The following is a 25,657-nucleotide window of genomic DNA, read 5'->3' on the forward strand; positions in this document are numbered from 1 at the left end:
TCCTTACAGGCCTGCGTGGGCGGCGATGGCGGCGGCGATGGCCAGGGCCAGCTCTTCGGGTTTGCGCTTGATCGAGTAATTGGTCAGTTCGGGATGGCTTTCAACAAAGCTGGTGTTGAACTGGCCGCTGCGGAATTCCGGATTACGCAGGATCTCCTGGTAATACGCGGCGGTGGTCTTGACCCCCTGCAGGCGCATGTCATCCAGGGCTCGCAGGCCACGGTCCATCGCTTCTTCCCAGGTCAGCGCCCAGACCACCAGTTTCAGGCACATCGAATCGTAGAACGGCGGAATGGTGTAGCCGGTATAGATTGCCGTGTCGGTGCGCACGCCCGGGCCACCCGGTGCGTAATAACGGGTGATCTTGCCGAAGCTGGGCAGGAAGTTGTTTTTCGGGTCTTCGGCGTTGATGCGGAACTGCAACGCAAAGCCCCGGTGCTGGATGTCTTCCTGCTTGACCGACAACGGCAGCCCGGAGGCGATGCGGATCTGCTCGCGAACGATGTCGATACCGGTGATTTCTTCGGTGATGGTGTGTTCCACCTGCACCCGAGTGTTCATCTCCATGAAGTACACCTCGCCCTCGGCGAGCAGGAACTCCACGGTGCCGGCATTTTCGTAGCCCACGGCCTTGGCGGCGCGCACCGAGAGGTCGCCGATGTAGGCGCGCTGTTCAGGCGTCAGTTGCGGACTCGGGGCGATTTCGATCAGCTTCTGGTTACGGCGCTGGATCGAGCAGTCACGTTCGAACAGGTGCACCACGTTGCCAAAGCTGTCACCGAGGATCTGCGCTTCGATGTGCTTGGGATTGACGATGCATTTTTCCAGGAACACTTCCGCCGAACCGAACGCCTTGGTGGCTTCGGAGATGACGCGCGGGAAGGCCTGCTCGAGCTCTTCGCGACTGTTGCAGCGACGGATACCACGGCCGCCACCGCCGGACGTGGCCTTGAGCATCACCGGGTAACCGATCCGATCACCTTCGGTCAGGGCCTCTTCGATACCCGACACGTTGCCTTCGGTGCCTGGGGTCACTGGCACACCGGCCTTGATCATGCTGCGGCGCGCTTCGGTCTTGTCGCCCATGCGGCGAATGACTTCCGCCGACGGGCCAATGAATTTGATCCCGCGCTCGGCGCAGATGTCCGCCAGTTCGGCGTTTTCCGAGAGGAAGCCGTAGCCGGGGTGCAACGCGTCGCAGCCGGTTTCCACCGCCAGGTTCACCAGTTTGCGCGGATTGAGGTAGCCGGCCAGCGGATCGGCGCCGATGCTGTGGGCCTCGTCCGCACGCTTGACATGCAAGGCATGGCGGTCGGCGTCGGAATAGACCGCGACCGAGCGAATGCCCATTTCGGCGCAGGCGCGCACGATTCGGACGGCAATCTCACCGCGGTTGGCGATCAGGATCTTTGTTATCAATTGGAGGTTCCCTTGAGCCGGTGATACCCACGGCCTGAGGTCCAGGCCGATGCGTGACCAGATGTAACAATTGGTCGCCGCTCCACACTAGTCCCGGTCGTTGATTAACAAAAATGAATATTTGTTGGGTCGTGCATAAGCAAAGACTTATAGTCGTCTTGCCCGCCCCCGCCCCGAGAGCCAGATATATGCGTAAGTCATTGATGCGTATGACGTTGCGTCAACTGCAGATTTTCAATGAGGTGTGCGACCTGAGGTCATACAGCCGCGCGGCTGATGAAATGTCTCTCACACAACCGGCCGTTAGCCTACAGATTCGATCCCTTGAAGAGCTGATTGGCCAGCCGCTGTTTGAGTACGTCGGAAAAAAACTCTACATGACCGAAGCGGCCGAAGCCCTGCAACGCGCCAGTCGGGATATCTTCGGGCGGCTGGAGAACCTCGACATGCAGCTCTCGGACATGCAGGGTTCTCTGCAGGGGCAATTGAAGCTGGCGGTAGAGTCCAGTGCCAAATACTTCGTCCCGCATCTGTTCGCCGCGTTCAAGCGCCAACATCCCGAGGTCAATCTGAACCTCACCGTGGTCAATCGCGGCCAGGTGATCCGGCGCCTTTCAGACAACCGTGACGATCTGGTAATCATGTCAATGGTGCCCCAGGACATGGGCCTGGAATTCCTGCCATTTCTCAACAACCCGATCGTTGCCGTGGCGCCGCCCGACCATCCGCTTTGCCACATTGGCCCGCTGCGCCTGCAGGACCTGGAACCTTATACGCTGCTGTTGCGCGAGCCCGGTTCGGGCACGCGGCTGGCGTGCGAGGAGTATTTCAAGGAGAAGCGGGTGCATTTCACCCAGACGCTGGAAGTGGCGTCGGCGGAGGCCCAGCGCGAGTGCGTGGTGGCCGGGCTGGGCGTGGCACTGTTGACGCGCCACGCCGTAAGCCGCGAGCTAAGCTCCGGCGCACTCATCGAGTTGCCGGTTGAGGAGCTGCCGCTGTACCGCAGCTGGTGCCTGGTGCAGGCCAGGGCTAAGCGCTTGTCACCGGTGGCTCATGCCTTCCTGGCATTCGTGCGCGGCGAGCGCGCCCAGATTATCGGCCTGGTTGAGCGTTTCGACGGGAAGCCGCCGGCGCTGCCTGCCAGTAATTGAACTCTACGGCGTCAGGAAATTCGCTGATTTCTGCCAGAAGCTGCCGTTGCTCATAGCGATCTTCGATCGCACGGCGGAACGCCATGCGGCGTTGGTCTTCCTGTTGGCGACGGGTTTTGGCGGCGCTGCGGTCTTCGTAGGACTGGGTCATGTCGAGACTCCCAAGACGTATACGGGAGTTTCAAGATGACGGCGCGCGATGACGATTTGGCGGCGCGAGCGTTACAGAACGATGAATTCGCAGGGGTGCTCCCCTGCCACAGAAACCCCTCAACCCCGGGAACAGCGCTCAGTCATCCAGCGCCTTCACCGACTTGGGCGACAACCGCAAGCTGCGAAGGCTGCGCTTCACACTCTTGAGGTGATTGACCAGGCTCGGGCCGCGCGCCATGGCGACGCCCATGGCCAACACATCGATGACCACCAGATGCGCGATGCGCGAGGTCAATGGCGTGTAGATTTCCGTGTCTTCATGCACGTCGATCGCCAGGTTCACCGTCGACAACTCAGCCAATGGCGTCTGGCTCGGGCACAAGGTGATCAGCGAAGCACCGCTTTCGCGTACCAGGTTCGCAGTGATCAACAAGTCCTTGGAGCGACCCGACTGGGAAATACAGATCGCCACGTCGGTAGGCTTCAACGTGACCGCCGACATTGCCTGCATGTGTGGATCGGAATAGGCCGCCGCCGTGAGCAACAGACGGAAGAACTTGTGCTGGGCATCGGCCGCGACCGCGCCAGAAGCACCAAAACCATAGAACTCGACACGTTGGGCCTGGGACATGGCCGTAACCGCTTTTTGCAACGCCACCGGATCGAGCTTCTCGCGAACTTCCATCAGGGTGTGCAGGGTCGTGTCGAAGATTTTCAGGCTGTAATCGGCGACCGAATCGTCTTCATGAATCGCGAATTGGCCAAAACTCGCACCCGCCGCCAGGCTCTGCGCCAATTTGAGCTTCAGGTCCTGGAAACCCGAACAACCGATCGCGCGGCAAAAACGCACGATGGTCGGTTCGCTGATGCCGACGCTGTGGGCCAAGTCGGCCATGGAACTGTGCATCACAGCCGCAGGATCAAGCAGTACATGATCGGCGACCTTCAGTTCCGACTTGCGTAGCAGATGGCGCGACTGGGCGATGTGTTGCAACAGGTTCAAAGGACTGGACTCTTGTTATGGGGCGGGTGCCGGGATGTAGCAAGCTTGTAGTTATACTACAGGAATTGGCTTTCTGCCCGCCCAATACGTAACTGAATTGGCCTTGTACCCCCTTGTTTTGGCGGGCGACGCTTCGTGTAGCCGTTACGAAGGCTAGCCATCGCAGGACCTTGGGCCCTTTGCTACAAAGCAGGCTTATTCTGCTCGAGCATCAGGCGGGCCAAGCCTTCGGCTCCCACCGGTCGGCTGATGAGATAGCCTTGAACCTCGTCGCATTGCTCGTTTTTCAGGAAATCCAGCTGCTCCTGCCGCTCGACACCTTCGGCCACTACCTTGAGCGACAGCCCATGAGCCATGGCGATGATTGCCCGGGTGATGGCTGCGTCCTCCCCGCCCTCCGCCAGGCCACGAACAAATGCCTGGTCGATCTTCACGTAATCCACCGGGATACGTTTGAGATAGCTCAGCGAAGAATAGCCGGTGCCAAAGTCATCAATCGCCAGCTTGACCCCAAGATCACGTAGTTGCTGGAACGTAGCGATGATGTGCTCGACGCTGTCGAGCAACTGGCTCTCGGTCAGCTCCAGCTCCAGGTATTGCGGGGCCAGGCCGGTCTCCTCCAGCACTTGGCGTACAAGACTGACCAGTTTGCCCTGGCGCAACTGATGCACCGAGAGATTGACTGACACCCTGATAGGCGCAAGCCCCTGGCGCTGCCATTCGCACGCCTGCCAGCAGGCCTGGCGGAGCACGAATTCGCCAATGGGTCCGATCAGCCCGGTCTCCTCGGCCAAGCCGATGAAGTCAGCGGGTGGAATCTGGCCCATGGTCGGATGGTACCAGCGCACCAGCGCCTCGGCCGCGTTCAGGCGACCGGTCGCCAGGCACAGTTTGGGCTGGTAGAAAACGCTCAGTTGCTGTTCCTCAAGTGCCTTGCGCAACTGGTTCTCCAATTGCAGACGTTCCAGCGTGCTGGCCTGAAGGCTGTCGGTATAAAACTGGAAGCTATTGCCGCCCAGGTGCTTGGCGTGTTGCATCGCCATGTTCGCCTGGCTGACCAGCGTGGAGATTTCCCGAGCGTTGTCGGGCAACAGGCTGATGCCGATCGAAGCGCTGACCACCAGTTCATGCCCCTCGATCGTCAGGGGCAGCCGCAGCTTGGCAGATAGCCGGGTCGCTACCCTCGCCAGGCTGGAAAGGTTGCCATAGGCGTCGAACAACACGGCGAACTCGTCTCCGGACAGCCTGGCAATGGTGTCGGCTTCCGGCAACGCATTGATCAGGCGGCGAGCCATTTTCTGCAGCAACTGGTCGGCGATATCGTGGCCGAGGCTGTCGTTGAGCAACTTGAAGCGATCAAGGTTGATGTGCAGCAGTGCCAGGCTGCGGCGCCCGCCCTGGCGAACTCGTTGATGGGCCTCGTGCAGGCGCTCGCGGAACAGCGAGCGGTTGGCCAATCCGGTCAGCTCGTCGTAATGAGTGAGGTAGCGCATCCGCTCCTCGGATTCGCGGCGGGCCGAGAGATCGGCGAAGAAGCCCACCACGTGGCTGACTTTTCCTCGCAGATCACGCACCACATTCAACTGCAACCACTGCGGGTAGAGTTCACCGTTGGCCCGCGCTTCCACCAGCTCGCCTTGCCAGGTGCCATGCTGCTTGAGGGCTTGGCGAATGATCGGATAGTGCCGGCGTGCATCGCGACTGCAGGGTAGGTCGACCACGCTGCGCCCCAGCATGTCGGCGATATCGAAGCCGGTAACCCGCGCGAACGCCTGGTTGGCGGCCAGCAACGCGTAGTTGGGGTCGAAAATCACAATGCCTTCGCTGGCCGCTTCAAAGACCGTGGCCGCCAGTTGCCGCTGTTGTTCAAGCTCTTTGCTGGCGCTGATGTCTCGCCGGGTGCCGACCATGCGCAGCACTCGACCGCTCGCGCTGCGCTCCACCGCCCGGCCACGGTCTTCGATCCAGACCCAATGGCCGTCGCCATGACGGACGCGGTATTCAATCTGGTAATCCTCGCTGCGGCCCTTGAGATGCTCTACCAGGGCACGCTTGAGCGCCGGAAGGTCCTGCGGATGCAGGCGCGGGGTGAGATGACTGAGCATCGCCGTTATGTACTCGGGTTCCAGGCCAAACAGCTCCTTGAGTTGGGTGTGATGGACCTCATCGGTCTGCAGGTTCCAATCCCACAACCCCAACTCACTGGCCTTGAGCGCCAGTGCCAGGCGTGCTTCGCTTTTACTCAGCGCCTGGCTGGCCGCCTCCAGTTCAAGGCTGCGCTGTGCGACCCGCGCCTCCAGGCCAACCTGCGCCGTACGCAGCTGGGCTTCGGCAGAACGGCGTTGTTCGACCTCCCGGGCCAATGCCTCGTTAAGCTGGGCGCCGCGGGCTTGTGCTTGCTGCAGATGCTCGATCAGTGCCTGGTTCTGGAACCGGCGCAGCATGCCGTTCTGTATCAGCCGATTGACCTGCCAGGCCACCACACTCAGCGAAACCAGCACCACCAGCCCAAGCCAGCCCCAGCCACGCTGCTGCTCGTCGCCGCCCCAGAAAAGATAACCGATGGCCGGCAACAGGCAGGGCAAGGTAAAGGACAGGAACGCCGCAAGGCTCACGGCATAGGCGACACTCGCTGACAGCGTGGCCGCGCCGATCAGGCCGAATACCCAGGCCTGTTGTTGGAAGCTGTCCGCCGGGACCAGGGCGATACCGGCACCGGCCAGCGTCAGGCCGGTCATGGCCGAGCCCAGCAGGAACATGCGCAACCAGATCGGGTGCGCCTGGCGGCTTGGTATCGCCGAATCGAACGCGGCCACCTGAATCACCCGCAACGCCACCAGCGACAGCAACCAGACCAACCAGACGCTGACCAGAAAGTAGCGCGACGGCGTCCATAACAGCGCCGCGCACACCAGCCCGTTGAGCAGCATGAACAGCGTGGGCAGCAGCGAACCCTGATATAACAGCCTGGTGCGTTCGACGGCCATTTCCGTGGCGTACTGCTTGCAGATGAGGCGCGGCTCCACGCAGGGCCCCGCCAGATCGGAACTGGAGGTCATAGGCGATGTTCTTGTTCTTATTCAGGGGCGCGTGCTGCACCCGAAACGAGCACCGAGCATACACAAGCCAAAGGCCATCCCACACTGCTCCTGCTCATAAAAACAGCGAAAAAGTCGCGATTCCATTGGGTAATAACGTTGGAAAGCGAGCCCCGCCCATGCTTGTAGCCGCTGACCAACCGGTCATCACCCAGGAGGCTTTTTATCGGCTGATGCAAAGCTCGGTTTGCCCGGGGTGACGCCGCACCCTAGAATGCCTCGATGCGCGATGATCTCTCCCTTCTGCTGAATTCCCTGAACGACGCCCAACGCCAGGCAGTTGCTGCCTCCGTCGGTCGTCAATTGGTCCTGGCCGGTGCCGGCTCCGGCAAGACCCGAGTGCTGGTGCACCGTATCGCCTGGTTGATCCAGGTCGAGAACGCCTCGCCCCATTCGATCCTGTCGGTGACCTTCACCAACAAGGCCGCTGCCGAGATGCGCCATCGCATCGAGCAGTTGATGGGCCTCAACCCGGCCGGCATGTGGGTCGGCACGTTCCACGGCCTGGCGCACCGCCTGTTGCGGGCCCATTGGCAGGAGGCCGGCCTGAGCCAGACCTTCCAGATCCTCGACAGCGATGACCAGCAGCGTCTGGTCAAGCGGGTCATCCGTGAACTGGGCCTGGACGAACAGCGCTGGCCCGCCCGTCAGGCGCAATGGTTCATCAACGGCCAGAAAGACGAAGGCTTGCGCCCGCAGCACATCCAGGCCAGTGGTGACCTGTTCCTGGCGACCATGCGCAGCATCTACGAAGCCTATGAAGCGGCATGCCAACGCGCCGGAGTCATCGACTTTTCCGAGCTGCTGCTGCGAGCCCTGGACCTGTGGCGCGACCACCCAGGCCTGCTGGCTCACTATCAGAAACGCTTCCGGCATGTGCTGGTGGACGAATTCCAGGACACCAACGCTGTTCAGTACGCCTGGTTGCGCCTGCTGGCCAAGGGTGGCGACAGCCTGATGGTGGTAGGTGACGACGACCAGTCGATCTACGGCTGGCGCGGCGCCAAGATCGAAAACATTCATCAGTACTCGGCGGACTTCCCCGACGCCGAGGTCATCCGCCTGGAGCAGAACTACCGCTCCACCGCCGGTATCCTCAAGGCCGCCAACGCGTTGATCGCAAACAATACCGGGCGCCTGGGCAAGGAATTGTGGACCGACGGCGGCGAAGGCGAGGCGATCAATCTGTACGCCGCTTTCAATGAACACGATGAGGCCCGCTATGTAGTGGAGACCATCGAGAGCGCGTTGAAAACCGGCCTGGCCCGCAGCGATATCGCCATTCTGTATCGCTCCAACGCCCAATCGCGGGTATTGGAAGAAGCCTTGCTGCGCGAACGGATCCCTTACCGAATCTATGGCGGCCAACGCTTCTTCGAGCGCGCGGAAATCAAGAACGCCATGGCCTACCTTCGCCTGATCGAAGGGCGCGGCAACGACGCGGCCCTGGAGCGGGTGATCAACGTGCCGACCCGGGGCATCGGCGAGAAAACCGTCGAGGCGATTCGCGACCATGCGCGCCATAGCCACGTGTCGATGTGGGAAGCCATGCGCCAGCTGGTCGACAACAAAGGCGTTACCGGGCGCGCCGCCGGTGCGCTGAAAGCGTTCATGGACCTGATCGAAGACCTCGCCGCCAAATGCGCCGAGATGCCGCTGCACCTGATGACCCAGACCGTCATCGAGCAGTCCGGCCTGATCGCCTACCACGAGGCGGAAAAAGGCGAGAAAGGTCAGGCGCGGGTGGAAAACCTCGAGGAACTGGTCAGCGCCGCGCGCAACTTCGAAAACACCGAAGAAGACCAAGACCTGTCCCCGTTGTCGGCTTTCCTCGGTCATGCCTCCCTGGAAGCCGGCGATACCCAGGCCGACGAGCATGAAGACAGCATTCAACTGATGACGCTGCACAGCGCCAAGGGTCTGGAGTTCCCGTATGTGTTCCTGGTGGGCATGGAGGAAGGCCTGTTCCCCCACAAGATGAGCCTGGAGGAGCCGGGACGCCTCGAAGAGGAACGTCGCCTGGCCTACGTCGGCATCACCCGCGCGATGCAGAACCTGGTGCTGACCTACGCTGAAACCCGTCGCCTGTATGGCAGCGAGACCTACAACAAAGTGTCACGCTTCGTACGCGAAGTGCCGAAAGGCCTGATCCAGGAAGTACGCCTGTCCAACAGCGTCAGCCGACCGTTTGGCGGCAACCAGCAAGGCACCAGCAGCCTGTTTGGCGGAAGCGACATTCCGGAAACCGGCTTCAGCCTCGGCCAGGCTGTGCGGCATTCGGTGTTTGGCGACGGCGTGATCCTCAATTTCGAAGGCGCCGGTGCCCAGGCCCGCGTCCAGGTAAACTTCAGCGAAGGCAGCAAATGGCTGATGCTGGGGTATGCCAAGCTGGAAGCGATCTGAAGATTTGCATAGAAACCTGTGGGAGCGAGCTTGCTCGCGATGGCAATCGATCAGTCACTATTGAAGCTGACTGACAAACCGCTATCGCGAGCAAGCTCGCTCCCACATTTATTTTGGTAACCCCAAACATTTCCGATAGAACTTGTCCCCCTTTCCTACGGCCCAAAGCGAACAGGCCTTCTTGCGCATCTGAAGCTGAACCTCAGCTGTCACGCAAAAGCCCGAAACACTCTGCCGCTAGCCAGCAACAGTTCACCTGTGCAACATGGCGCGCGTGCTATCCACAAATGGGAATGCCTTAATATGAAACGTTTTCTTAGCATCGCCATGGCGTTGTGCATCGGCCTGACGATGGCCATCGACGCCAATGCCGCCAAGCGTTTTGGCGGTGGTAAAAGTTCGGGCGCCGCCCCGACTCACCAGACCAGCCAGATGGCGCCATCCTCTGCCGCCGGTTCAACCGCTGCCACCGCAGGCGCGGCCGGTGCGGCTGGCGCTGCCACCAAGGCCAGCGGTGCTTCGCGCTGGCTCGGCCCACTGGCCGGCATCGCCGCCGGTGGCCTGCTCGCCTCCATGTTCATGGGCGACGGCTTCCAGGGCATGCAGATCTTCGACATCCTGATCATGGCGGTCATCGCCTTCCTGGTCTTCCGCTTCATTGCCGCCCGTCGTCGCAAGCAGCAGGAGCAACTCGCTCCGGCCGGTCACGCGCCAATGCAACGTGAAGTATTCAACCAGCAGCCTGCCAGCGGCTCGATCTTCGGTGGCTCAGCCGCTCCAGTGGCCGCCCGCCCGGTGATCAACGCACCCGCCTGGTTCAACGAACAACGCTTCATCGAAGCCGCTCGCAGCCACTTCATGTCCTTGCAGCAGCATTGGGACTCGAACGAAATGGACAAGATCGCCGAGTTCGTAACCCCGCAATTGCTGGAGTTCCTCAAGCGTGAACGCGCCGAACTGGGCGACGGCTACCAGTCCACCTACATCGACAACCTGCAGGTGCAGCTGGACGGCGTCGACGATCGGGCAGACAAGACCATCGCCACCCTGACCTTTGTCGGCGTGTCGAAGGACTCTCGCTTCGACCAGGGCGAAGCGTTCAGCGAAAGCTGGAACATGGAACGTGCCCAAGGCGAGAACCAGCCTTGGCTGGTTGCAGGTATCCGCCAGAACGGTTGAACCTTTGCGCGTTTCGCATGTTGAAATAAAAACCCCGGCCTTGGCCGGGGTTTTCTATTTCACGGTTGCATCTATAGCGAGCTACTGTATAAACCGCCCCATATGAAACCGCGCCATTGAGAAAGAGGATCCCCGGACGTGGAAGAAATCATCGAACAACTGCGTGAAGCCAACGAACCTGTACCGGTTCCACTGGAGTTGCCTGACGAAGACTTGCTGGTAGAGATCGAGGAGCAACTGTTCATCGATATCCCGTTCGTCTTCAGGGAGTTTTTGCTGACTGTCAGCGACGTAGTCTATGGCAGCCTGGAGCCGGTGACCGTTACCGATCCGCAATCCCATACCTACTTGCCCGACGTGGCAGCCAATGCCTGGGATGCGGGTGTCGATCGCAGCCTGATCCCGATCTGCCAGGACGGCGACGATTATTATTGCGTCGAAGAAGACGGCACGGTGGTGCTGTGGCAGGCCGAGGAAGAGCTGATTGCCGAGGAAACCTGGGAATCTGTCTGGCACTGGGCACGGGATGTCTGGCTGGAAAGCTGACACGCCCATGCCTGGCGCCGGTCAATGCCCGGACGACTCCTTGTGATTGTCCAGCGTATCGAGCAAGGCCACCTGCATCCGCGTATGCAGGCGGACGAACCAGCGCCAGAGCAGCGCCGCCACCGCAGTCGCCACCACGGCAATCAATACCAGCAACTTGTTGGTCGGCAGGATACTGGCCGACAAGGCTGCCAGCAGCAGGAAAATCACCAGCAGCGACAGGATCGGGATCACTTCGGCGATGACCCGACGCACGCGCTGCGTGTGGCGGCCGGCCATCTCCGGCGTGACACCCAACTCCGCCAGCAGCATCGACAGCGCCTTGAGCTTGCGGTACGCAGCGATCAGGAACGGTAGCGACAACAGCAGCGCCCCACCCCAGATCAATGCTTTTTGCCAGCTCGGATCGCTGATCCAGGCTTGCAGGTAAACCGACATCCGCTCGGCGAAATAGCCGCCCGAAACAAAAATCGCGATGACCAATGCCAGGTTGATGCCGACCTGCAGCAGGATTCGCCTGATCATGGCGGCCACCATAGCGCTCTCGCCCTGTGGCTGAATACTGCGCAACCATTCGCCATACATGCCCAGCACACGCGTCAGCCGTTGCGGCATCGCCGAGGCCAGCCTGACTGACAGCGGATCCGCGGCCCGGATCAAGTAAGGCGTCAGCAGCGTGGTCAGTACCGACACAGCCACCGCCACCGGGTAAAGAAAATCGCTGGTCACCTGCAAGGTCATGCCCAGCGAAGCGATGATGAACGAAAATTCGCCGATCTGTGAAAGTCCCATCCCGACTCGCAGGGAGGTGCGTCCGTCATTGCCAGCGATAAAGGCGCCAAGACCACAGGAGAGCATCTTGCCCAGCACGACTGCGCAGGTGATCACGGCAATCGGCCAGGCGTATTGAAGCAAGATCGCCGGATCGAGCATGAGCCCGATCGCCACGAAAAATATCGCGCTGAACAAGTCGCGCACCGGCTCTACCAGGCGCTCGATTTTCAGCAACTGCCGGGACTCGGCCATGATCGCACCGATCAGGAATGCCCCCAGCACCATGCTGTATTCAAGCTTCACCACCAGCAGGCAGAAGCCGAAGCAAAGTCCCAACACCGTGATCAAGAGCATCTCGTTACTGTCGAATTTCGCTACGTACGCCAGCAATCTGGGCACCAGCAGGATACCGATGACCAACGCCACGATCATGAACAACGATAACTTGCCGACCGTGGAGAACACCTCGCCGGAACTCACCGTGCCGCTGACAGCGATGCTCGAGAGCAAGGCGATGATGCCGATGCCGAGGATGTCTTCGACGATCAGCACCCCGAAAATCAACTGCGCAAAGCGCTCGTTTTTCATTTTCAGGTCATTGAGCGCCTTGACGATGATCGTGGTTGAGGAGATCGCCAGGATCGCGCCGAGAAACAGCGAGTCCATGGTATTCCAGTCGAACCAGCGGCCGATTTCATAGCCGATCCAGATCATCAGGACAATTTCGAGGAATGCTGCGATGAACGCCGTGGCGCCAACCTTGAACAGTTTGCGCAGGCTGAATTCCAGCCCAAGGCAGAACATGAGGAAGACCACCCCGAGCTCGGCCAGGGTCTTGATGGTTTCTTCGTCGTGGATGAAACCGAACGGTGGCGTATGCGGGCCGATGATGAAGCCGGCGACGATATAGCCCAGCACTACCGGTTGCTTGAAACGATGAAAGAGTACCGTCACCAGCCCCGCCACCAGCATGATGATCGCCAGGTCCTGAATGAAGCTGATGGCATGCATAGTGAGGGCTCCTTGTGTGAATTACCTCGACGCGGAGTCGGGCGGTTCCGGTCCTTTTGTAGGAAATGCCTAGTCTGACGGGCTTTTGCAGGTTAACACCGCGACTTCCTGCAAAAAGACGGTGCAATATATGGAAACAGATCCACCCAAGCGTGACGGCAAGCAACGGCGCAGCGTCCCGATATGGGTGGCTGGAAAACGAGTGGCCACACCCCAACGCCCGCAGAGGCGCCTCCCCGAAATTGCTGCCTTGAACCGTGAGAACGTTATGGAACCCGGAAACGCCCAGCTGTCGATGACGGTGTTGATGACCCCCGATATGGCCAACTTCTCTGGCAATGTCCATGGCGGCACCTTGCTCAAATACCTCGATGAAGTTGCCTATGCCTGCGCCAGCCGTTACGCCGGGCGCTACGTGGTGACGCTCTCGGTCGACCAGGTCATCTTTCGTGAGCCGATCCACGTCGGCGAGCTGGTGACGTTCCTGGCGTCGGTGAACTACACCGGCAACACGTCGATGGAAGTGGGCATCAAGGTCGTGACCGAGAATATTCGTGAACGCTCGGTGCGCCATACCAACAGCTGCTTTTTCACCATGGTTGCCGTGGATGACCAACGCAAACCTGCGCCCGTCCCGCCATTGCACCCGCAGAACAGTGAGGAGAAGCGCCGCTACGAACAAGCCCAGCAGCGTCGGCAGATCCGTCAGGAGCTGGAACGGCGTTATCAGGAAATCAAGGCGGACGGGCCGTAAGCAGTCGCCGCAGATGCAATGTGGGAGCGAGCTTGCTCGCGATAGCTGTGTAACAGGCAACAGTCATGTTGAATGTAACGCCCTCATCGCGAGCAAGCTCGCTCCCACATTGAATTGCGTCAATCAAAGGCTGATCGGCGTGGCCTCGAAGCGCACGCGCGGGTGGGCGATCCGATCCTGGGCACGGATCAGTTGCAGCTCGTAGCTGGCACACGCCTGGGTTTCCAGCAGCACTTCGTGTACCGCCGAAGCGGTGAATTCGAATGCTGCCACCAGGCTGTCGCCCAACAGTATCCGCGCCAGGAACAACCCCGAGGTCAGGTCACCTACCCCTACCGGCTGACGGGGAAACGCCAGCAATGGACGACGCAAGTGCCAGCCCCCGTCAGCCGTGACCAGCAACATCTCGAAGCTGTCGTCGGGCTTGCCGGGGTAAGCCAGGTGTTTGACCAGCACCACCTTCGGTCCACGAGCCAACAGCCCACGTGCCATGGCCAGGCAATCGAACAATGATTGCGCCTTGCGCCCGGCAAAACTGTCCAGTTCCAACTGGTTCGGACACATGATGTCCGCCACGGCAGCGGCCTCTTCCAGCAGAAACTCGCTCACCTCGGGCGCCACGATGCAGCCCTTCTCCGGATGCCCCATGACCGGGTCACACAGATACAGCGCCTTGGGGTTGCAAGCCTTGATCCGCGCCACGCCCGCCAGGATTGCTTGCCCCTGGGCAGCGCTGCCCAGATAACCGGACAGCACCGCGTCGCAGTTACCCAGCTCGCCAATGGCCGCGATCCCCTCAACGAGAAGTGGAATCTGAGCAGGCGCCAACACTTCTCCGGCCCACTGCCCGTATTGGGTGTGATTGGAAAACTGCACGGTATTGAGCGGCCATACGTTGACGCCGACCCGCTGCATTGGAAACACGGCAGCACTGTTGCCGGCGTGACCAAATATCACATGGGACTGGATGGCAAGCAGATGAGGCGTACGTTTCATGCAGGAAGCTTCCGTAAAACGAATGAAATTCAAGCGGCGCAGTATGCGACTAAACGCAGCCTGTACGACAGACCGGCGACGCAGTTAAGCTGACGGCAACTTGTTGGAGCACTTCGTTCATGCTGACCCTTGGAAACATTTTCGTGCTGATGCTGCTGGCTACCGGTGGCGCCTGGCTGTGGCACAACCATGGCTTGCGCGAACGGGCTCTGGCGAGGGTCATGCAACACTGCGCCAATCTCAAGATCGAGCTGCTGGATGGCAACGTAGCGCTGCGCAAGATCGGGTTTGTGAAAGACGGCAGCGGGCGACGGCGCCTGGCACGTGTCTATAACTTCGAATTCACAGTGACGGGCGAGACGCGTCATACCGGCACCATCACTCAATTCGGCGCCCACAGTGCACACATCGAACTGGCACCCTATCCGATGCCGTTCGAAGAAACCGCGCAGGCGCCCATCGAACCGGTCCAGACCCGGCCCCGGGCCGAGGTTATCGAGCTGAGCCAGTGGCGTCAGGAACACAATAAATGGAAGCCCTGAAACGAGGCTGACTCAAGGGTGGCGGCAGCTCGCCAGGCTCGCTTGAAGGGTTCCCACGTCTTGTGGTTCGGCGAAGATCAGCTCGATTCGCGAATCCTGTCGCCACTCGCTCGCTTGCCACTCCAGCGGCCCTGCGTCCAACGCATTGGCGGAAACCCAACCGCCCTCGCTGTGGATAACCATCTTCGCGCGTTTCCAGTCTTTGCCGTGCAGCCATCGAGACAGCTGCGCGACGTCGAATCGTTGGTCCGGATGCCAGCGCCAACCGATACTCCAGCTTTCGCCCTGCTGCTGATGCAGGCAGATCGGCAACGTCGGATCACTCCAGATGGCCGGCATCTGCCCCAGGCTCTTGGGCACATTCAAGTTATCTACAGCCAAGTTATCCACAGCTCCGTCGCCGCGATTCGCCAGGCCGGGCAGCCGATCAATCGGCAACGCAGCCTGATGGGTCCAATACAGCGCAATCTCGGGCAATTGGGAAGTAATGCCCACGCGATCGGCGTCGGTAAGGTCTTCGGACTTGTTCAGCACCAGCAACCCGGCGTCAGCCAGGACCTGTCGTTGCGCATCGGGCAACGGCTTGCCGTTCGCCATTGCCTGGGCATCCAGGACCAACACACAAGGCTGGATCGCCAGCACGCCAAGCCAGGGCGCTTCGTTCAGCTGTCGCAAGAGCTGCGCCGGATGACCCAGCCCGGAGGGTTCGATGAACAGACGGTGCGGCCGCGCCTTGCGCAATAAACGGCCAAGGCCGATCTGAAACGGCGCTCCATTGACGCAACACAAACAGCCCCCGGCCACTTCGCCCAATGCGATACCATCGGCGGCCTGGGTCAGCAGCGCGGCATCCAGGCCGATCTGGCCGAACTCGTTGATCAGCACGGCCCACCGCTCATCAGCCGGACGCTGAGCCAGCAATTGCCTGATCAGGCTGGTCTTGCCTGCTCCCAAAGGGCCGGCAATCACATGGGTGGGTATGTTCTGCAACATGATCGATAGCTTTCGACGGAGGTTTAAATGCGAATGATCGGTTGGCTGTTACTGCTGCTGACCTCGACCCAGGCCTTGGCCCAGGCGTGTGTAGTGCACAGCCAGGCGGAACGGCTCGATGTCAGAGTCTGCCAGCAAAACCGCAACATTCCGCAAAAACTGTTCGCCGACGGCTTCTGTCAACCCAGCCTGGCCGGGCAGAAGGTCGATGTGCAGTATGTCGATCAGTGCCCTGGCGGGGCATTTGGCATTTGCAGCGACGCTCAGGTCGCCAATATGCCTTATCGCCAGGATATTCACTATTACGGCGTAGCCACCGATGCGGCTTACCTGAAACCCTTTTGCGAAAGCCAAAGCCAGGGACACTGGCTCAAGCCTTAGGCCAGCCAATCCAGCGAAAGGATCAAACGCCGTTCGCCGGGCGCCAATTGCGGTGAGCGATGGATCAGCCCGTGACCTTCATTGCCTTGCCACTTTTCACCTTTGAGCAGCGCCACATCACCGCTGCGCATCTGCTGAATCAGACTCGCGTCGGCAGGCTCTGCTTCAGGCTGGGCCAATCGTCGACGGTCCATGACGCCTTCCATGAGCCATTGGCTGCCGACGCCGGCATAGGTGGTGATCAGCCGCACCGGCACATGGTCGACGTGAAAACGTGGGCACATCGCCGTATCCAACGCTCGCAAGCGCAGCCCGACGCGCCGGGCACCGAGGAGGCAGGCAAACGCACTGACCAGCCAAGCGACATCCGCGACGAACCCTTCATATCCGTGCAGATCGCCGAAACCCGCGGCAAGGCCATGCAACGCCGGCTGCGTATCCTCGCTCGGTAGCTCAAGCACCATCGACTCGGCCAGAGGTTGGCCCATCGAGAGCAGCATCACTGCGAAATCGCTGATATGCGCCGGGAGGTGACGCTGCCACACAGCCAGGTTGGTGTCGTCATCCAGAATCTGCGCGAAGGTAAGCGGCGTGTCTCCCTGGACCTGCCGCAGCTGCTTCAGACGAGGCGCCAGCATCACGCCGCGACCTCGTCATGCCAGGGGCCGAACGGGTCTGGCAACTGCCGCCAGCGCTCGATGCCCAGGCTCATCTCCGCGTCGGTTAGCAGGCAAGCGTCCAGTTCGGTGGCGAGCAGCGCGAAGTCTATATTCTGACCAATGAATACCAGCTCCTGGCGGCAATCACCGGAGGCCTCCAGCCAGCTTTTCATGATCGCGGCGATGCTCTCCTCATCCTGCGGCCACTGGCTTTTCGGCACGAACCGCCACCAGCGCCCGGCGAACCCGTGACGCATCAACCCGCCGGCCTGGGACCAACTGCCGGCTTCCTCATGTTTGCTGGCGAGCCAGAAAAAACCTTTGGAGCGCAGGAGCGTGCCATTGGTCCATGGGCGGTCGATAAAGTTGAAGAATCGTTGGGGATGAAACGGGCGACGGGCGCGGTAAGCAGTCGATGCGATGCCGTATTCCAAGGTTTCGGGCACATGCTCGCCGCGCAACTCCCGCAGCCAACCGGGCGCCTGCGCCGCGCGTTCAAAATCGAAGCGGCCCGTATCAAGGATCTGCCCCAGCGGTACCTGCCCCATGACCATGGGAATAACCTGCGCCTGGGCATTCAGGCGCGACAGGATTGCGCTCAACTCTTCCCGCTCGGAGCGGCTTATGAGATCAATCTTGCTGATCAGGATCACGTCGGCGAACTCGATCTGCTCGATCAGCAAATCGGTTATCGAGCGCTCATCTTCGTCCCCGAGGGTTTCGCCCCTGGTGGAAAGGTTTTCCGCGGCCTGGTAATCCTTGAGGAAATTCACGCCATCGACCACTGTCACCATCGTGTCGAGCCTCGCAACGTCCGCCAGGCTGCGCCCTTCTTCATCGCGAAAGGTGAAGGTTTCGGCGACCGGCATCGGCTCCGAAATGCCCGTGGATTCGATCAGCAGATAATCGAAGCGGCCTTCCCTGGCAAGCTTGCCCACTTCCTCCAGAAGATCCTCGCGCAGCGTGCAGCAGATACAGCCATTACTCATCTCGACCAACCGTTCTTCGGCGCGATTGAGGCTGACATCTCGCTGCACTTCGCTGCCATCGATGTTGATCTCGCTCATATCGTTGACGATAACGGCAACGCGCAAATTGTCGCGATTACGCAACACATGATTGAGCAAGGTGCTTTTACCAGCCCCGAGAAATCCGGACAGCACGGTAACGGGAAGACGGTTAGGCATCAGGTTTATCCTCATCGGGGCGGCCGCTACTGTGGCTCGTATCAGGTTTCGGTTCGGCTAAAGGGGTCAGTCTTTTTTAATGTTATAGTATTACACTTGAATACATCCAACCCTTTTCCGCATCTGGGTTCTTATAAATGCTCAACCTCTTCAAATATCTGTTCGCAGCGCCACTGCTGCTGATAGCGACGGGCGTTTCGGCGCAAGGCGCTTTGTTGGGGACCTGCACCCGCAGCACCAACGTGCTGGCCTGCATAGATGGACAGGGCAATGCCTACAGCGTCGCTACGGCTGGCAATACAATTTATCTGCGTGGCTATGAGGTGGCTGGCCACCGCTACTGGGCCCAGACAAACAGCCGATACGGCCAACTGACCTTCTTCACTGGACTGGCCTCCGATGGCGAAGCCTGGGTTGGATACAGTCGCCGTGTGGGTTGGACGACGATCAACCGTTTTTCCAGTTCTGGCGGCACCAGAGGCAGTTTTATGTGCGGTCGCATGAATGGCTGCCAGGAGTCTTCACGCTGAGGTTTCACGTGGAACTTCGAGATGAAACTCTGTTCATGAAAAAGGCCTCGTCGATTTTATTGTTATACTATAACATTAAAAACGAACCTCTCATGGACCTCGAAAATGAACGCGTTAACTCTGCCGGACATTGCTGCGCAGGCATCTCGTCAAGCCATGTCGCTGGATTGGGTGGGCATGTGCGGCATCGCCGTGCCGGTGCTGGTGGACGGCCAGCGTTTGAGCGCCTCTGCCGACGCCGGCGTCAGTCTCGATGATGGCGAAGCGCGTGGCATCCATATGTCGCGTTTGTATGTGGCACTCGAAAAGCTTGAGCACACCGCGCTTTCTCCGGACCTGCTACGCCGGATCCTGCAAGAGTTTCTGGACAGTCATGAAGGTTTGTCCCGGAGTGCTTCACTGACTCTGCGCACCGATCTGATGTACAAGCGCCCCGCTTTGATCAGCCCACTAGCCGGCTGGAAGCGCTATCCCATCGTTATCGAAGCCCGCTTTAAAAACTCAGTGTTCCACGTGGAACTTCAAATCGAAATTCCTTACTCGTCTACTTGCCCTTGTTCGGCAGCGCTGGCGCGGCAATTAATCCAGCAGAAATTCCTCGACGATTTCGCGAATACGAACCTTGAGCACGCTGACGTTCTCGCGTGGCTAGGTTCTCAGAAAGGTATCGTGGCCACCCCTCATAGCCAGCGCAGCGTCGCCATCCTGAACCTGCGCTTGGACGCCAAGCTCGATGAGTTTCCGGTGTTACCGCTGATCAACGAGGCGGAGGCGGCGCTCGGCACCGCTGTCCAAACCGCCGTCAAACGCGTCGATGAGCAAGCCTTCGCGCTCGCCAATGGGCAGAACCTTATGTTCTGCGAAGATGCCGCGCGGCGCTTGAATATAGCGCTGAGGCCGCTGCCCTGGATCTCCTCCCTTGACGTACGAGTCGTTCATGCGGAAAGCCTGCACGCCCACGATGCTGTCGCCCAAAGCCATTGGCAACGGGAGGACTCATGATTCGTTGCCAGGGATTGAGTTGGGGTATCCCCGGGCACCCTCTCACTCCACCTCTGCACATGGAGCGCCCGGAGGGCAGCCTGACCGCAATCATTGGCGCCAACGGATCAGGGAAAAGCAGCCTGCTGAAAGTCCTCGCCGGGCTACAGAAGCCACTGACGGGGAAGGTCTCGCTCAACGTTCAACGGCGCGGCGGCGTGTCGTTCCTGCCTCAACAGCAGCACCTGGACCGGCAATTTCCCATCAGCCTGCAGGAATTGGTGGCGGCAGGTTCCTGGGGTAATCGACAGGAACCTGCCGCACGCAACCAACGACTCAAGGCGGTTCTCGATGACTGGGCCTTGAGCGGCCTGGAACATCGCCCGCTGATGGCGTTATCGGGTGGCGAGTTGCAACGGGCCCTGCTCGCGCGACTGAGCCTGACCGAAGCGCCACTCCTGTTGCTGGACGAGCCCCACGCAGCCCTTGATGAAAAAGGCCAGGCGCTGCTGTGGGAGAACATTCAGCGGTGGCATCGCGAAGGGCGCACCCTGGTGGTGGTTTGTCACGATTTGGCCGCGGTGCATACACACATCCCCCATACCTTGCTGATCAATCCGTCCGGCTGCGTATTGGGTCGCAGCGCCGAATTGATCGCCCCGACGCCTTACACGCAGGTCGCTTGATGCTCACCGCCACCCACTTCTGGCAGCCGTTCCAGGAATTTGTCTTCATGCGCCGGGCCTTGTTGGGCGGATTGGTGTTGGCATGCAGCACGGCTCCGCTAGGCGTCTTCCTGATTCTGCGGCGCATGAGTCTGATCGGCGATGCGGTAGCTCACGGCATCTTGCCGGGCGCGGCCCTGGGTTTCTGGTTCGCCGGTCTGAGCCTGCCAGCCTTGACGGTGGGTGGCCTGGGCGCCGGCTTGAGCATGGCCGGGCTGGCGGCGTGGATCACCCGCCGCACCGGCCTGCGGGAAGACGCCAGCCTGGCGGCGATCTACCCCATCTCCCTCGCCGCCGGAGTGTTGATCCTCGGTATGGCCGGTAAACGCCTGGACTTGCTGCACCTGTTATTCGGCTCGGCGTTGGCCGTGGACGGCCCGACACTCAACGGCATGCTCTGGGTTTCGGCGGCCAGTCTGGTGGCAATGGCGTTGATCTACCGCCCGCTGTTACTTGACACCCTGGACCCACTGTTTCTGCAAACCGTCAGCCGTCTGGGTCCACTGGCCCACGGCGTATTCCTGACCCTGGTGGTGCTGAACCTGGTCATCGGCTTCCAGGCCATCGGCGCGTTGATGGTGGTCGGCCTGATGATGCTGCCGGCGGCCGCGTCGCGATTCTGGAGCCGTCGCCTGCCGATGTTGATGCTGGTCGCTGCATTGCTCGGTTGTCTCTCGGTGTGGCTGGGCCTGCTGTTGTCCTTCTATTTTTCGCTGCCCAGCGGGCCGGCCATCGTCCTGGTGGCGGGCGCGTCATATCTGTTGTCCGTGGTATTCGGTCCGGTGCACGGTTTGCTGCGCCGCCCGCCCCTGCTTACATCCCAATGAGGTGTTACCTGATGCGCGCCCTGCTCCTGATATTCAGCTTGATGCTGTCCATGTCCCTGTCTGCTGCTGAAAAACTCAAGGTGGTGACCAGCTTCAGCATCCTTGCCGACATGACCCGACAAGTCGGCGGCGAGCATGTCCAGATCACCAACATGGTGGGGCCGGACGCTGACGCACATACCTATGAACCCACGCCGGACGACGCCAAGGCATTGCTCGGGGCGAAACTGATCATCAAGAACGGGTTGGGCTTCGAGCCGTGGCTGGATCGCCTGGTGACTAGCACCGAAACCGGTGCCCCGGTCATCAGTGCCAGCCGCGGCGTGATTCCACGCTCGCTGGAAGAAGATGGCGAGACCATTCCCGACCCACACGCCTGGCATAACCTCGCCAACGCCGTGCTTTATGTCGGCAACATCACCAAGGCATTGGAGGCGGCCGACCCGGCGAACAAGGCCGACTACGAACGTAACAGCCAGGCGTACCTGAAGAAGATTTATGCACTACTCGCCGAAGCCAAGGCGAAGTTCGCTGCGTTGCCACCGGGCAATCGCAAGATCGTCACGTCCCACGATGCGTTCGGTTACCTGGGCCAGGCTTATGGTATCGAGTTTTTGGCGCCGCAAGGGTTGTCTACCGAGCGTGAACCGTCAGCCGCGGAAGTCGCTGCGTTGATCACCCAGATTCGTCAGGCAAAAGTCAAAGCCGTGTTCATGGAAAACATCAAGGACGCGCGCCTGCTCAAGCAGATCGCCGACGAAAGCGGCGCGCACATCGGTGGCACGCTGTACTCCGATGCCCTCGCCGCCAGCGGACCGGCCAGCACCTTTACCGGTCTCTTCGAATACAACCTCAACACACTCTACGAGGCACTGGGCCGGCCCTGATAACAGGCCGCTGTTCAAGCCCTCGGCTTGACCGTCCCGCAATCCTGCCCCAGCCATACGGCGCGGGTGTCCAGGCTGCCGTTCTGCTGGATACCCGTGGCGTTGAACGTGCCATTGACCTTGGTGGTGAATTCACGATCGCTCTGGAATGTCGCGATACCGTTGCCTTGGGCTTTCGGGCAACTGAAGCGGAATTTCCACTGGTTGCCGGTACGCTCGGTGATCTGTTGCTTGCAGCCTGATTGCGGATCCTGCAGCGGGATGTCATTGGTCTGCACCTGTGCCGGCGTCAGGCACACCCGAATCCCCTTGCCCCCCATGGTGATGCCCTGCTTTTCGAGCATTGCCCGCTGTTCAGGTGTCATCTGGTTCTGCAGTTGACCAAGGATCAATTGAAGGTCCGGCAGGTTCTGGTTGTCGACTTTCATGTTGCTGGTCGTCAATTCCCACAAGCCTGGTTGAAGCATCTGCGCCTGAGCCGCCACAGGAACCGACAAGCCAACGGCCAAGGCCAAACCCAGCAGACGAACATTCATTGCACAAACTCCAGAGGACAAGTGGCCGTTAGACGCCGCCTTCAGGCTTCGGTTCAGACCCGCGCCGAGTGAATTAAATAGCGACATTCGCCCTGGAACATGGTCTGTTAAGCATTGAAGTTTCAGGAGCAAGGCAGCCCCATGGATTTTTTTGGCCCGCATGTTTTCGGTTACCTGATCGCGCTGCTCCATACCCTCGGCTCCATCGCCGCCGTCCATGCGGTGCTGACGGTGCGTACCGCCCAGGGCTCGATTGCCTGGGCCCTGTCGCTGGTATTCATCCCCTACCTGACGTTGATCCCTTACCTGGTCTTCGGCCGCAGCACCTTCGACGGCTACATCAAGGCACGTCGACAAGCCAACGAGGAAATGCGCAAGGCGATCTCCGAGCTCAACTGGCGCCCCTGGGTCGAAGAAGCCCTGGCCGCTCGCGCGTCCCAGGCCTACGCCTCGTTACGAGCCATGCCGAAGTTGGGACGCACGCCGTGTCTGGCAAACAACCAGGTGCGTTTGCTGGTTGATGGCCAAGCTACGTTCGAAGCAATTTTCCAGGCCATCGAGAGTGCTCGCGAAGCGGTCTTGGTGCAATTCTTCATCATCCACGACGACCGGCTCGGTCAGCGCTTGCATGCGTTGCTGCTGAAGAAAGCCGCTGAAGGTGTAGCGGTCTATCTGCTTTACGACCGTATCGGTAGCCATTCCCTGCCCCATCGTTATGTCCAGGCCTTGCGCGACGGTGGCGTTCACGTCAAAGCGTTTGCCACTCGCAGCGGTTGGCTCAACCGGTTCCAGGTCAACTTTCGCAACCACCGCAAGATCGTCGCCGTGGACGGCGTCCTGGGGTTCGTCGGCGGGCACAACGTGGGCGATGAATACCTGGGGGAAAAACCACCCCTGGCACCGTGGCGCGACACTCATGTAGAGGTACGCGGCCCAGTGGTAGCGAGCATGCAGGAATCCTTCGCCGAGGATTGGTTCTGGGCCGCGCGTTCCCTGCCGCCGCTGATCCTGCCGGACGCTTATCCGGACGATGGAGTGCTCTGCCAACTGCTGGCCAGCGGTCCGGCCGATGCCTACGAAACCTGCGCGCTTTTTTTCGTCGAAGCCATTCACGCGGCAAGCGAACGCATCTGGATAACCACGCCGTATTTCATTCCCGACGAAGCGGTCTTCGCGGCTTTGCGCCTGGCCGTGCTGCGCGGCGTGGACGTGCGCATCCTGTTGCCGTCGCGACCGGATCACCGGATCGTCTACGCTGCGTCCAGTCTCTATGCGTTCGAAGCGGTGCGCGCCGGCGTGCGGGTGTTTCGTTATGAGCCGGGTTTCCTGCACCAGAAAGTGGTGCTGATCGACCGGGAAATCAGCGCCATCGGCAGCGCGAACCTGGACAACCGTTCGTTCCGGCTGAATTTCGAAGTCATGCTGCTGACCGTCGACATGGCCTTTGCCAGCGAGGTCGAGCAGATGCTCGAAAAGGACTTCGCCCAGGCCCACGAAGTGGCCAAACAGGAAAGCCGGGAAACCCACCGCCTGCAGAAGGTCGGCATGCGGATCGCCCGGCTGATTTCGCCGATTCTTTAAGGCGTGTAGATGTCGTCGCGGGTCCAGGGCAGCTCATGGCTACCATCGGCGTGGGCCTTCACCGCGAGGATCTGATGCAGGTTTATCCAGCCCTTGGCGAATGCATAGGCGCAGCCGGCCAGGTAAAGACGCCAGATCCGCAGCGCCTGTTCCGGCACTTCCCTGGAAGCGGCTTCGAGGTTGTCCTCAAGGCGCTCGCTCCAATGGTCGAGAGTGCGCGCGTAATGCATGCGCAGGCTTTCCACATCGACAATTTCCAGCCCCGCTTCGCTGACCTCGGCGGAAATCATCGACAGATGAGGCAACTCACCGTTCGGGAATACATACTTTTCGATAAACTCACCCGCGCCGCGACCTACCGGACGCCCGTCGGTATGCTTGGCGGTAATCCCGTGATTCATCACCAGCCCACCCTCACGGACCGCGCCGTACAGCGTCTTGCAGTACTGCGCCAGGTTGGCATGCCCGACGTGTTCGAACATGCCGACGCTGACCACTTTGTCGAATCGGCCATCCTGGGGCAGGTCCCGGTAGTCCAGAAGCTGGAGCTCTACCTGGTTCTCCAGGCCTTCGGCCTTTACCCGCTCCCGCGCCAACGCAAGCTGCGCCTTGCTCAGGGTAATGCCGAAGACCTTGGCGCCGAATTCCCGTGCGGCAAAGCGCGCCAGCCCACCCCAACCGCATCCTACGTCCAGCAAGTAATCGCCGGGTTGCAGGCGTAGCTTGCGGCACAGATGGCGGAATTTGGCTTGTTGCGCTTGCTCGAGGGTTTCACTGCCGGTCTCGAAATACGCACAGGAATACACCATGTCGCTGTCGAGCCAGAGTTGATAAAACGCGTTGGACAGATCGTAATGATAGGAGATGGCCTTGGCGTCGGTTTCCTTGTCGTGCACCGCACGCACCGGCAGATGGCTCTCGTCTTCGTCCACCAGAGCCTGGCTCAGCTCGTCACACACCCGGATGACTTCGTTGATCGAGCCCTCCAGTTCGAGTTTGCCTTCGACAAACGCCGCTCCCAGGGCATCCAGGCTGGGATGGGTGAATTGCGCGACCATTTGTGGGTCCTTTACCACAATCGTGACGCTGGGATCGGCACCCAGCGTGAATTCATGGCCGTCCCAGAGCCGCAACCGAAGCGGCAGGTGCAAATTCTGTAAGGCCGGTGGAAGTTGAGCCAGCATGTAATAACCTCCCCATGTTTCAGATTGTTTCAGACGTCTGAAATGAGGGTAGACCATCATGGAAAAATAGCAGGCTATCGAATTTATAGCCTTTTTCTATCGTCTTCCATCTACCGCCTGAGCGGTGACTGCGTGGATTGGTGAGCCCTCTCGCTAG

Annotated in this window: 24 protein-coding genes; 13 read left to right on the forward strand and 11 right to left on the reverse strand. The window is 60.2% G+C overall.

From position 1 onward, the window contains the following. Nucleotides 1–3: 3 nt before the first annotated feature. A complete protein-coding gene (locus tag J3P94_RS00320; protein WP_003206982.1) occupies nucleotides 4–1,419 on the reverse strand; it encodes an acetyl-CoA carboxylase biotin carboxylase subunit in 1,416 nt (471 codons plus the stop codon). Between the two features lie 188 nt (nucleotides 1,420–1,607). Between J3P94_RS00320 and J3P94_RS00325 the strand changes: the two genes are divergently transcribed. Beyond that, on the forward strand, nucleotides 1,608–2,570 hold the full coding sequence (locus J3P94_RS00325; protein ID WP_336072855.1) for a LysR family transcriptional regulator: 963 nt from the start codon (nucleotides 1,608–1,610) through the stop codon (nucleotides 2,568–2,570). Here the strand turns inward: J3P94_RS00325 and J3P94_RS00330 are convergent. The 3 genes from J3P94_RS00330 to J3P94_RS00340 form a co-directional block, all read right to left on the reverse strand. Beyond that, nucleotides 2,512–2,721: a PA3496 family putative envelope integrity protein gene (locus J3P94_RS00330; protein WP_305497700.1), complete on the reverse strand. Its 210-nt coding sequence runs from the start codon at nucleotides 2,719–2,721 to the stop codon at nucleotides 2,512–2,514. The two genes, J3P94_RS00325 and J3P94_RS00330, sit on opposite strands and share 59 nt — an antisense overlap. Before the next feature lie 138 nt (nucleotides 2,722–2,859). After that, the gene (gene hexR / locus J3P94_RS00335; RefSeq protein ID WP_003187110.1) at nucleotides 2,860–3,726 is read right to left on the reverse strand and encodes a transcriptional regulator HexR; all 867 of its coding nucleotides are present in this window, start codon (nucleotides 3,724–3,726) and stop codon (nucleotides 2,860–2,862) included. Nucleotides 3,727–3,908: 182 nt separating this feature from the next. Further along, entirely contained in the window at nucleotides 3,909–6,785 is a 2,877-nt protein-coding gene (locus tag J3P94_RS00340) for an EAL domain-containing protein (RefSeq protein WP_434570621.1), read from the reverse strand. A 261-nt stretch (nucleotides 6,786–7,046) separates the two neighbouring features. Here J3P94_RS00340 and uvrD point away from each other — a divergent pair, with 261 nt between their 5' ends. The 3 genes from uvrD (at nucleotide 7,047) to J3P94_RS00355 (ending at nucleotide 10,952) form a co-directional block, all read left to right on the forward strand. Next, on the forward strand, nucleotides 7,047–9,227 hold the full coding sequence (gene uvrD, locus J3P94_RS00345; protein ID WP_434570623.1) for a DNA helicase II: 2,181 nt from the start codon (nucleotides 7,047–7,049) through the stop codon (nucleotides 9,225–9,227). A 303-nt stretch (nucleotides 9,228–9,530) separates the two neighbouring features. After that, complete coding sequence (locus J3P94_RS00350; protein ID WP_434570624.1) at nucleotides 9,531–10,406, forward strand: Tim44 domain-containing protein; 876 nt, start codon at nucleotides 9,531–9,533, stop codon at nucleotides 10,404–10,406. A gap of 138 nt (nucleotides 10,407–10,544) precedes the next feature. After that, the gene (locus J3P94_RS00355) at nucleotides 10,545–10,952 is read left to right on the forward strand and encodes an SMI1/KNR4 family protein (RefSeq protein ID WP_003187120.1); all 408 of its coding nucleotides are present in this window, start codon (nucleotides 10,545–10,547) and stop codon (nucleotides 10,950–10,952) included. A gap of 21 nt (nucleotides 10,953–10,973) precedes the next feature. Here the strand turns inward: J3P94_RS00355 and J3P94_RS00360 are convergent, their stop codons facing one another. Then, nucleotides 10,974–12,737, reverse strand: coding sequence for a cation:proton antiporter (locus J3P94_RS00360; protein ID WP_434570626.1), 1,764 nt, complete (start codon nucleotides 12,735–12,737; stop codon nucleotides 10,974–10,976). A gap of 268 nt (nucleotides 12,738–13,005) precedes the next feature. Here J3P94_RS00360 and J3P94_RS00365 point away from each other — a divergent pair, with 268 nt between their 5' ends. Beyond that, nucleotides 13,006–13,491 carry an acyl-CoA thioesterase gene (locus J3P94_RS00365; RefSeq protein WP_305497705.1) on the forward strand — a complete coding sequence of 162 codons (486 nt, stop codon included), beginning with the start codon at nucleotides 13,006–13,008 and terminating at the stop codon, nucleotides 13,489–13,491. Nucleotides 13,492–13,614: 123 nt separating this feature from the next. On the opposite strand, the gene pdxY is transcribed toward J3P94_RS00365, so the two are convergent. Then, nucleotides 13,615–14,487, reverse strand: coding sequence for a pyridoxal kinase PdxY (gene pdxY, locus J3P94_RS00370; protein ID WP_434570629.1), 873 nt, complete (start codon nucleotides 14,485–14,487; stop codon nucleotides 13,615–13,617). A 119-nt stretch (nucleotides 14,488–14,606) separates the two neighbouring features. Between pdxY and J3P94_RS00375 the strand changes: the two genes are divergently transcribed. Then, a complete protein-coding gene (locus J3P94_RS00375; protein ID WP_434570630.1) occupies nucleotides 14,607–15,029 on the forward strand; it encodes a DUF3301 domain-containing protein in 423 nt (140 codons plus the stop codon). A gap of 12 nt (nucleotides 15,030–15,041) precedes the next feature. Here J3P94_RS00375 and J3P94_RS00380 read toward each other — a convergent pair whose 3' ends face one another. After that, on the reverse strand, nucleotides 15,042–16,022 hold the full coding sequence (locus J3P94_RS00380) for a CobW family GTP-binding protein (protein WP_434570632.1): 981 nt from the start codon (nucleotides 16,020–16,022) through the stop codon (nucleotides 15,042–15,044). Between the two features lie 27 nt (nucleotides 16,023–16,049). On the opposite strand from J3P94_RS00380, the gene J3P94_RS00385 reads away from it, so the two are divergent. Further along, nucleotides 16,050–16,403 carry an NADH:ubiquinone oxidoreductase gene (locus tag J3P94_RS00385; RefSeq protein WP_434570634.1) on the forward strand — a complete coding sequence of 118 codons (354 nt, stop codon included), beginning with the start codon at nucleotides 16,050–16,052 and terminating at the stop codon, nucleotides 16,401–16,403. Here J3P94_RS00385 and J3P94_RS00390 read toward each other — a convergent pair. Then, nucleotides 16,400–17,041: a DUF1826 domain-containing protein gene (locus J3P94_RS00390; protein ID WP_434570636.1), complete on the reverse strand. Its 642-nt coding sequence runs from the start codon at nucleotides 17,039–17,041 to the stop codon at nucleotides 16,400–16,402. The two genes, J3P94_RS00385 and J3P94_RS00390, sit on opposite strands and share 4 nt — an antisense overlap. Further along, nucleotides 17,041–18,249 carry a zinc metallochaperone GTPase ZigA gene (zigA, locus tag J3P94_RS00395; RefSeq protein ID WP_434570638.1) on the reverse strand — a complete coding sequence of 403 codons (1,209 nt, stop codon included), beginning with the start codon at nucleotides 18,247–18,249 and terminating at the stop codon, nucleotides 17,041–17,043. Before zigA ends, J3P94_RS00390 begins: the two co-directional genes overlap by 1 nt. A gap of 137 nt (nucleotides 18,250–18,386) precedes the next feature. On the opposite strand from zigA, the gene J3P94_RS00400 reads away from it, so the two are divergent. The 5 genes from J3P94_RS00400 to J3P94_RS00420 all read left to right on the forward strand — a co-directional run bounded on the left by J3P94_RS00400 (nucleotide 18,387) and on the right by J3P94_RS00420 (nucleotide 22,199). Then, nucleotides 18,387–18,779 (forward strand): glutamine synthetase, encoded by a 393-nt coding sequence (locus J3P94_RS00400; RefSeq protein WP_434570639.1) that lies wholly within the window; start codon nucleotides 18,387–18,389, stop codon nucleotides 18,777–18,779. Between the two features lie 105 nt (nucleotides 18,780–18,884). Next, nucleotides 18,885–19,781, forward strand: coding sequence for a GTP cyclohydrolase FolE2 (gene folE2 / locus J3P94_RS00405; protein ID WP_434570641.1), 897 nt, complete (start codon nucleotides 18,885–18,887; stop codon nucleotides 19,779–19,781). Beyond that, nucleotides 19,778–20,446, forward strand: coding sequence for a metal ABC transporter ATP-binding protein (locus J3P94_RS00410; RefSeq protein WP_434570643.1), 669 nt, complete (start codon nucleotides 19,778–19,780; stop codon nucleotides 20,444–20,446). The genes folE2 and J3P94_RS00410 overlap by 4 nt, the downstream gene beginning before the upstream one ends. Continuing rightward, the gene (locus tag J3P94_RS00415) at nucleotides 20,446–21,312 is read left to right on the forward strand and encodes a metal ABC transporter permease (RefSeq protein WP_434570645.1); all 867 of its coding nucleotides are present in this window, start codon (nucleotides 20,446–20,448) and stop codon (nucleotides 21,310–21,312) included. The genes J3P94_RS00410 and J3P94_RS00415 overlap by 1 nt, the downstream gene beginning before the upstream one ends. Before the next feature lie 11 nt (nucleotides 21,313–21,323). After that, nucleotides 21,324–22,199, forward strand: coding sequence for a metal ABC transporter substrate-binding protein (locus J3P94_RS00420; RefSeq protein WP_434570646.1), 876 nt, complete (start codon nucleotides 21,324–21,326; stop codon nucleotides 22,197–22,199). A gap of 14 nt (nucleotides 22,200–22,213) precedes the next feature. On the opposite strand, the gene J3P94_RS00425 is transcribed toward J3P94_RS00420, so the two are convergent. Continuing rightward, on the reverse strand, nucleotides 22,214–22,735 hold the full coding sequence (locus tag J3P94_RS00425) for a DUF3617 domain-containing protein (RefSeq protein ID WP_434570647.1): 522 nt from the start codon (nucleotides 22,733–22,735) through the stop codon (nucleotides 22,214–22,216). 141 nt (nucleotides 22,736–22,876) lie between these two features. Here J3P94_RS00425 and cls point away from each other — a divergent pair, with 141 nt between their 5' ends. Then, entirely contained in the window at nucleotides 22,877–24,316 is a 1,440-nt protein-coding gene (cls, locus tag J3P94_RS00430) for a cardiolipin synthase (RefSeq protein ID WP_434570649.1), read from the forward strand. Here the strand turns inward: cls and cfaB are convergent. Then, nucleotides 24,313–25,500, reverse strand: a complete 1,188-nt coding sequence (gene cfaB, locus J3P94_RS00435) for a C17 cyclopropane fatty acid synthase CfaB (RefSeq protein ID WP_434570650.1) — start codon at nucleotides 25,498–25,500, stop codon at nucleotides 24,313–24,315. The genes cls and cfaB overlap by 4 nt on opposite strands. Nucleotides 25,501–25,657 lie beyond the last annotated feature (157 nt).

This window comes from Pseudomonas sp. Z3-8, assembly GCF_051131975.1.
In the GTDB taxonomy this organism is placed as follows: domain Bacteria; phylum Pseudomonadota; class Gammaproteobacteria; order Pseudomonadales; family Pseudomonadaceae; genus Aquipseudomonas.